The 6,661-nt window shown below is 53.4% G+C and carries 8 protein-coding genes and 1 pseudogene; all 9 read left to right on the top strand.

Going from position 1 to position 6,661, the window contains the following annotated elements; translation table 11 throughout:
* Positions 1-83: 83 nt before the first annotated feature.
* Positions 84-533, top strand: coding sequence for a hypothetical protein (locus C7J97_RS14460; RefSeq protein ID WP_113993367.1), 450 nt, complete (start codon positions 84-86; stop codon positions 531-533).
* An 8-nt stretch (positions 534-541) separates the two neighbouring features.
* The gene (locus C7J97_RS15535; protein WP_255569324.1) at positions 542-673 is read left to right on the top strand and encodes a hypothetical protein; all 132 of its coding nucleotides are present in this window, start codon (positions 542-544) and stop codon (positions 671-673) included.
* Entirely contained in the window at positions 666-1,097 is a 432-nt protein-coding gene (locus tag C7J97_RS14455; RefSeq protein WP_242983539.1) for a DUF3846 domain-containing protein, read from the top strand. The genes C7J97_RS15535 and C7J97_RS14455 overlap by 8 nt, the downstream gene beginning before the upstream one ends.
* A 24-nt stretch (positions 1,098-1,121) precedes the next feature.
* Complete coding sequence (locus C7J97_RS14450; RefSeq protein WP_113993365.1) at positions 1,122-1,586, top strand: PcfB family protein; 465 nt, start codon at positions 1,122-1,124, stop codon at positions 1,584-1,586.
* The gene (locus C7J97_RS14445) at positions 1,583-3,349 is read left to right on the top strand and encodes a VirD4-like conjugal transfer protein, CD1115 family (protein ID WP_113993363.1); all 1,767 of its coding nucleotides are present in this window, start codon (positions 1,583-1,585) and stop codon (positions 3,347-3,349) included. The genes C7J97_RS14450 and C7J97_RS14445 overlap by 4 nt, the downstream gene beginning before the upstream one ends.
* Positions 3,350-3,487: 138 nt before the next feature.
* A complete protein-coding gene (locus tag C7J97_RS14440) occupies positions 3,488-3,703 on the top strand; it encodes a Maff2 family mobile element protein (protein ID WP_055186938.1) in 216 nt (71 codons plus the stop codon).
* Positions 3,704-3,918: 215 nt separating this feature from the next.
* The gene (locus C7J97_RS14435) at positions 3,919-4,785 is read left to right on the top strand and encodes a VirB6/TrbL-like conjugal transfer protein, CD1112 family (protein ID WP_113993362.1); all 867 of its coding nucleotides are present in this window, start codon (positions 3,919-3,921) and stop codon (positions 4,783-4,785) included.
* Positions 4,786-4,798: 13 nt separating this feature from the next.
* Positions 4,799-5,164, top strand: coding sequence for a PrgI family protein (locus C7J97_RS14430; protein WP_113993361.1), 366 nt, complete (start codon positions 4,799-4,801; stop codon positions 5,162-5,164).
* A pseudogene (locus tag C7J97_RS14425) lies at positions 5,136-6,584 on the top strand (VirB4-like conjugal transfer ATPase, CD1110 family); the annotation flags it as partial. The gene C7J97_RS14430 and the pseudogene C7J97_RS14425, both read left to right, overlap by 29 nt.
* Between the last annotated feature and the right edge of the window lie 77 nt (positions 6,585-6,661).

Here is a 6,661-nt window from a genome sequence, read left to right as displayed (position 1 = left end):
TCCACAGCACCCTGAAACTATTGTAGCATTCCGCTGGAGAGCGGTCTATAAATACTACTATTTTATTATACGAGGTAACGCCTATGAATAACACGATTCCTTTTCACTCCGCTCCCCATGCACCGCAGATCACGGTGGATGTGAACATCCTGTCCATGCTGAAACAGGCGGCATCCTGCCTGACCGAAATGGTAAGCGAGAATGTCTACCTTGCCGCCATCGGCCCGGACATGGAACTGACCATTATCATGGAGGAGGATGCCCCTTCCATTCTGCCTTGTTTTGACGAGGACGATGCCCTGATTTCCGTGAAGGGTGCGCCGCTGTTTATCAGCTACAATCCGGCGCAGGTCCTCAAGTTGGCAGGCAAGCGGTACCTGACCGGCCCGGTCATCTTCTACCGCACCGATGGGCACAGTACCATCGTGTCCCTGACGGTGGAGGATATTTACCGCTTTCAGACCTATCTGGAAAGCCACAGCACCACCCTGATGGCAGATGGGCATAAGCTGACCTGCATCTGCATCGACTGAGGTGTGCTATGCTGAACTTTTTTATCGGATTCGCATTTTTTGAAGCCGGTGCGATTTTCGGATTCTTCGTGGCGGCTCTGATGCAGGCGGCACGGAGCGGTGAGATCGGACTGAACGGAGAGGAGGATTCGCATGGCTGAAAACACCCTGTCCGTGCTGAAAATTGCGCCGGGACAGTATCCGCAGCAGGTCGAGATTGACAATAACCTGAAAGCCTTGCAGGAGGCGGTGGGCGGCACGATTGCTGCTGTTTACCCCTTTGCAGATCCGGTGGCTATCATCTGCAATGACGATGGTAAGCTCATGGGACTGCCGTTGAACCGTGCCCTTCGGGATGAGAACGGGCAGATGTACGATGCCGTTGCCGGAGACTTTCTGGTAGTGGGACTGGGCGAGGAGGATTTTGCATCCCTGACCCCGGAACTGGCGCAGAAGTATGAGCAGCTTTTCCATCAGCCGGAAGCCTTTCTGAAACTGGGCAATCGTCTGCTGGTGCTGCCGGTGCCTGATGAACCTCTGGCGGAAAAGCCCCGCACCAAGCCTCCGGCAGAGCATGACCGCTAAAATCACCCTGCTGCACGGGAGGTGATGGCAGTGCAGGAAGAAATCGAACAGAAGTCATTCAACATTATGATCTCCACCACAAAGCTGTCTGCCCGGACCGTCCTCCGGGCGGTAAAGGCGGCATTTCGGCTGTACCAGTCCAAAACATCCCAAGGCAAGCAAAGTGTCCGCACCCTTCTGCGGCAAAACCGGGGCGTGTCCAGCGTGGAGATCAGCAAGACCGGCATCCGTGGGCTGGAACGCTATGCCAAAAAGTACGGCATCGACTACGCCATCCGCAAGGACAGCTCTGAGGTGCCGCCCCGGTATTTGGTCTTTTTCAAAGCCCCGGACGCAGAAGCCTTCAACTCGGCGTTCAAAGAGTATTCGGCATCTCTGCTGAACAAAGACAAACGCCCCTCGGTGCTGGCAAAACTGCATGAACTGGTGCAGGCAGCGGCAGAACTCTCCGGTAAAGTCCGGCACAAGGAACAGGAGCGTGGACTGTGACCACGAAAAAGTTGACAAAGCTGCTGGCGCTCTATCTGCCCTATCTTCTGCTGGGGCTGGTGGCAACGAACTTTGGTGAAGCGTGGCGGCTTGCCGAGGGCAAGGAACTGGGCGATAAGATCATGTCTATGATGGGCACCATCCCGCTGGCGTTTGCCAATCCGCTGCCCAGTCTGCATCCGCTTGATTTGCTGGTGGGTCTGTGCTGTGGCGCAGGGTTACGGCTGGCGGTCTATCTGCGTGGCAAAAACGCAAAAAAGTACCGCCACGGCATGGAGTACGGCTCTGCCCGGTGGGGCACCGCCAAGGATATTGAGCCGTTCATGGCTTCCAAGTTTGCCGACAACATTATCCTGACCAAAACGGAACGGCTGATGATGTCCAACCGCCCGCCGGACCCAAAGAATGCCCGGAACAAAAACGTGCTGGTGGTGGGCGGTTCTGGCAGCGGCAAGACCCGGTTTTGGCTCAAGCCCAACCTTTTACAATGTCACAGTTCCTATGTGGTCACTGACCCGAAAGGTAGTATCGTGGTCGAGTGCGGGAGCGCACTTCTGAAAAACGGTTACAAGCTGAAGATCCTGAACACCATAAACTTCAAAAAGTCCATGCACTATAACCCCTTCGCCTATGTCCACAGCGAAAAGGACATTCTGAAACTCGTTACGACCCTGATGACCAACACCAAGGGTGAAGGGTCCGGCGGGGACCCATTCTGGGAAAAATCGGAGCGTCTTTTGCTCACCGCCCTGATCGCATATCTGCATTATGAAGCCCCGGTGGAGGAGCAGAATTTTGCAACACTGTTGGAAATGCTCAACACCATGCAGGTGTTGGAGGACGACGAGGAATACCAGAACCCGGTGGATCTGCTGTTTGAAGAACTGGCAAAAAAGAAGCCCAACTCCTTTGCCGGGCGGCAGTACAAACTTTACAAGCTGGCCGCCGGCAAGACCGCAAAATCCATCCTCATTTCCTGCGGTGCCAGATTAGCCCCCTTTGACATCCAAGAGTTGCGGGACCTTACCATGTACGATGAACTGCAACTGGACACGCTGGGCGATAAGAAAACAGCACTGTTCCTCATTATGTCGGACACGGATTCCACCTTTAATTTCCTCATCAGCATGGTCTACACGCAGCTTTTCAATCTGCTGTGCGACAAAGCGGATGATGTGTACGGCGGCAAACTGCCCATCCATGTGCGGTGCCTCATTGATGAGTGTGCTAACATCGGTCAGATTCCACAACTGGAAAAACTGGTGGCTACCATCCGCAGCCGTGAGATCTCGGCGTGTCTGGTTTTGCAGACCCGCAGCCAGCTGAAAGCCATCTACAAGGACAACGCCGACACCATTGTCGGCAATATGGATTCGCAGATCTTTCTCGGCGGCAGCGAGCCTACCACCCTGAAAGATCTTGCCGAAGCACTCGGCAAGGAAACCATCGACAGCTACAACAATTCTGATACCCGTGGCAATAGCCCAAGCTATGGCACCAACTATCAAAAACTCGGTCACGAACTTATGAGCCGGGATGAGCTGGCAGTGCTGGATGGTGGCAAGTGCATCCTGCAGCTTCGTGGTGTGCGCCCATTTTTGAGCGACAAGTACGACCTGACCCAGCACCCGAACTACAAGTACACCTCCGATTATGACCCCAAGAACGCCCTCGATATCGAGAAGTTCTTGATCCGAAAAGAAAAAATCCACCCGGATGATACCTTCATCATGGTAGATGCTGATTCGCTCCCGTCTGCCTGACCCGGTAGGCGGTTTTATTTTACTCGGACCAGAGAGGTACACCAGCAAGCCCACTCCCGCCGCAGTTTGCGGCTCCATTATGCAGCTTCAGGTGTGTACGGACGGTCTACAACTTTCATTTATAAAGGAGAAACGACTATGGAATTCTTTAACTCTGCTATCGAAGTTCTTCAGACCCTGGTTGTCGCTCTGGGTGCCGGTCTCGGCGTGTGGGGTGCTATCAATCTGCTGGAGGGTTATGGTAACGACAACCCCGGCTCCAAGTCTCAGGGCATGAAGCAGCTCATGGCTGGCGGCGGTGTCGCTCTGGTGGGCATCACCCTCATTCCTCTGCTGTCTGGTCTGTTCGGCTAAGAGCCGCAGGCGGGTTTACCCGCCTGTACATACGCAATCGCTCCATCTCTGCTGTGGATAACAGCTCCTATTATAATAAGGAACGCATTGTGGTACGAATCTCCACCCATCAACGAAAGGCGGTGCTATTATGCAGTTTTTGACCCACATTATTTTTCTTCTGAATCTCCTCAAGACCCTTATCAACCACTTCAGCTAAGGACGGTGACTGCTGAATGGAAACCGTTCTCAAGGCCATTGCCGACTGGATCAAAGGCATCCTGACGGCAGGCATTATGTCCAATCTTTCTGGCCTGTTCGATGATGTGAACACCCAAGTAGGCAACATCGCCCAGCAGGTGGGCACCAAGCCCTCCAGCTTTGAGCCGAGAGTATTCGCCATGATCGAAGCCCTCTCCCGGAACGTGGTACTGCCCATTGCAGGCATCATCCTGACCTTCATCGCCTGCTACGAGTTGATCGAGATGATCACCCAGCACAACAATATGGCGCAGTTCGAGCCTGCCCTCATCATGCGCTGGATTTTCAAGACCGCTGTTTCGGTGTGGCTCATCAGCAACACCTTCGATATTGTGATGGCGGTCTTTGACCTGACACAGAAGGTAGTGTCTGATTCCAGCGGCATCATTGCCGGAAATACCCGTGTCAACGACATTGGCTTGTCGATGCTGGAAGCCAGCCTGATGCAGATGGATGTCGGCCCATTATTCGGGCTGTTTTTGCAGTCCTTCTTCATCGGCATCACCATGCGGATCTTGAGCATCATCATTTTTGTCATCGTCTACGGGCGTATGATCGAGATCTACTGCATGGTGAGCCTTGCGCCCATCCCCATGGCAACATGGGGCAACCACGAGCAGAGCCACATGGGGCAGAACTACCTGAAATGCCTGTTCGCATTGGGCTTTCAAGGCTTTCTCATCCTCATCTGCGTGGCGATTTACGCCGTGCTGATCCAGAGCGTGGCGATTTCCGGGGATGCCATCAACTCCATTTGGAACATTGTGGGCTACACCGTTCTGCTTTGTTTCAGCCTGTTCAAGACAAGCTCCGTGACAAAATCCGTCCTCGGAGCGCATTAAAGGAGGTGCTTACTTGGCTGCGTATATTTCCGTTCCCCGTGATTTGACCAAGGTCAAATCTAAAGTGGCGTTCAACCTGACCAAACGGCAGCTTGTCTGCTTTGGCACAGCGGCTCTCATTGGAGTGCCGCTGTTTTTTGTGCTCCGGGATTCCGGCGGCAACACTGCCGCCACCCTCGGCATGATGGCGGTGATGCTGCCAGCGTTTTTCCTTGGGATGTACGAAAAGAACGGTCAGCCCATGGAAAAGCTGCTGTCGTACTATGTGCAGTCCCGATTTCTCCGCCCGAAGATTCGCCCCTACAAGACCAACAACTACTATGCGATTTTGATGAAGGGAGGCATGACCGATGATTCCGTTTTGGAAAAAGACCGATAAAAGCGGCAAGAAAAAGCCGCCGAAGCCTGCTGTGCCCCGGACCGCCCAGCAGTCCATCCCCATGCAGCGGATGTTCGAGGATGGCACCTGCCGGGTGAAGCCCAACTACTACACCCGCACCATCCAGTATCAGGACATCAACTATCAGTTGGCACAGCAGGAGGATAAGACTGCGATTTTTGAGGAATGGTGCAGTTTTCTGAACTTCTTCGATTCCAGCATCAAATTTGAGCTGTCCTTTGTGAACATGGCAACCGACAGCACCGAGTTTGAGAAAAGCATCCGCATCCCGTACCAGCGGGATGGTTTCGATGATGTTCGTGCCGAGTATTCCCAGATGCTGCGCCAGCAGCTTGCCAAGGGCAATAATGGTCTGACTAAGACCAAGTTCATCACCTTTGGTGTGGAGGGTGAAAGCATGGCGCAGGTCAAGCCCCGGCTCGACCACATCCAGAACGATTTGCTGAACAACTTCCACCGGCTGGGTGTGCAGGCAAAGCCCCTGAACGGTGTCCAGCGGCTGAAACTCATGCACGATATGTTCAACATGGACGGCGCATCCAAGTTTCACTTCGACTGGAAAGACCTTGTGAAAAGCGGCCTTTCCGTGAAGGATGCCATTGCGCCCACCGCCTTTGCTTTCAAAGACTCCCGGACGTTCCAGATGGGCGGCATCTTTTGCGCTGCCAGCTTTTTGAGCATCACGGCATCCGACATCAGCGACCAGCTTTTGAAGGATTTTCTGGATATGGATTCGTCCCAGATCGTCACCATGCACATCCAGTCCGTTGACCAGAACAAGGCCATTAAGACGGTCAAGCGCACTATCACGGAACTGGATCGCAGTAAGATTGAGGAGCAGAAAAAAGCCATCCGTGCCGGGTATGACATTGACATCATTCCGTCGGATTTGGCGACCTACGGCAGAGATGCAAAGGCTCTTTTGAAAGAGTTGCAGAGCCAGAACGAGCGGATGTTCCTCGTCACCTTTCTGGTGCTGAACACTGGACGCACGGAGCAGGAACTGGAAAACAATGTTTTTCAGGCATCCAGCATCGCCCAGAAACACAACTGCAACCTGTGCCGGTTGGATTTCCAGCAGGAGCAGGGGCTGATGTCATCGCTGCCGCTGGCTGACTGCCAGATCGAAATTCAGCGAGGGCTGACCACAAGCAGCACGGCTATCTTCATCCCGTTCACCACACAGGAACTGTATCAGTCCGGCAAAGAGAGCTTGTACTATGGGCTGAATGCCCTGTCCAACAACTTGATCATGGTGGATCGGAAGAAGCTGAAGAACCCGAATGGCTTGATTTTGGGCACTCCGGGAAGCGGCAAAAGTTTCTCGGCAAAACGTGAAATCGCAAACGCTTTTTTGGTGACGGACGATGATATTATTGTGAACGATCCCGAAGGCGAAGTGCGACACGAAGTCGCGTAATGTATTGTGTATAAACACTGCTCTATCCATTTGGAGTAACCCTACTGTGACCTGCA

The organism is Faecalibacterium prausnitzii (assembly GCF_003324185.1).
In the GTDB taxonomy this organism is placed as follows: Bacteria; Bacillota; Clostridia; order Oscillospirales; family Ruminococcaceae; genus Faecalibacterium; species Faecalibacterium prausnitzii.
The sequence above is the reverse complement of the archived record's forward strand: the minus strand, read 5'-3'. Positions and strand labels throughout refer to the sequence as shown.